The organism is Caballeronia sp. M23-90 (genome assembly GCF_053574605.1).
The window spans coordinates 1-1,214 of the sequence record NZ_JBSIPA010000842.1 but is presented as its reverse complement, the minus strand read 5'-3'; the positions used below and the strand labels follow the sequence as shown (position 1 = coordinate 1,214).

1 pseudogene is annotated in these 1,214 nt (G+C 56.5%); it reads right to left on the bottom strand.

Features of this window, described 5'->3' with window-relative positions:
• Positions 1–348: 348 nt before the first annotated feature.
• Positions 349–1,080: pseudogene (istB, locus tag ACRXB1_RS36340) on the bottom strand (IS21-like element helper ATPase IstB); the annotation flags it as partial.
• Positions 1,081–1,214 lie beyond the last annotated feature (134 nt).

Sequence of the window (1,214 nt, the reverse complement as noted above, 5' to 3'; positions counted from 1 at the left end):
CGCTGGAAGCCGCGTCTGCGCTCGCCCTACGGGCTCCCTCCAACGCGGCTTCCAGCCCAGCGGGCTGCGGTACGGGCTTCACTACAGATTTCATCGGATTGGCCATGAATTGCATCCTGTCTTTGTACTCTAATTGGTCCAAGGCAGGTGTCGCATCTCATATTGGCACGCAGGGCTGTCCGGGTAGGCAACTGCTGGTCGTACAGCAGGTCACAGCATTCGTCCTCCTACTTCAAAGTCAAAGTGTGACAAGACAGAAACGAGCTTTGCTGCCCTTTACTGCTTGATGCTCGACACGTTGCGGGCAGCAACACGTGTCGCACAAGGGCGTAGCCCGTAGCGGCTTACTCACGGCTCGGCAGCGCTGTGCCCGGGGTGCGCTTTTTTACTGACCTCACGTGCTCGGATATGCGCCTTTGCGTTGGTGCTGCTGTGCAGGAAGCGATAACTTTCATTCCCGGTTTCGACGATGTGACAGTGATGGGTGAGACGGTCGAGCAATGCCGTGGTCATCTTTGCATCTCCGAATACACTCGACCATTCTCCGAAGTCTAAATTTGTCGTGATGGCCACGCTCGTGTGCTCGTACAGGTGGCTCAATAAATGGAACAGCAGCGCCCCGCCGGCCTGGCTAAACGGCAAATAACCCAGCTGGTCGCAAATCACCAAGTCCAAACGCAGCATGCTCGCCAAGATTCGGCCAGCACGGCCCTGTGCCTTCTCCTGCTCCAGCGCGTTGACCAAATTCACCGTGGAATAAAACCGAACGCGCTTGCCGTGCTCCACAATGCTTGACACGCCGAGGGCCGTCGCCAGATGACTTTTCCCCGTACCCGTTCCGCCGACGAACACCAGGTTGTGGGCAACCTCGGTAAACGTTGTCTCGGCCAACTTTGCGATGAGCTTTTGGTCGACCGGCGAGCAGTCAAAGTCAAAGCCAGCCAGATCACGATGCACGGGGAATTTCGCCGCCAACATTTGATTATTCACCGAGCGTACTGCTCGGTCTGCCGTCTCGGCTTGCAGCAAGCGATCGAGCACCCAGTTCAACGAGGAAACCTCCGCGTCGCCCTCTTGAAGCTCGCTCGGGATCTGACCAAGATCCGGTCAAATTGCTATCATAAGCCTGAAAGTTATGAAGCGACGGATCTCTATGCTTTGATGGAATAAGGAACTCGGGCCGTGAATGCGTCCCTGAGCTATCGCGTCCGCTT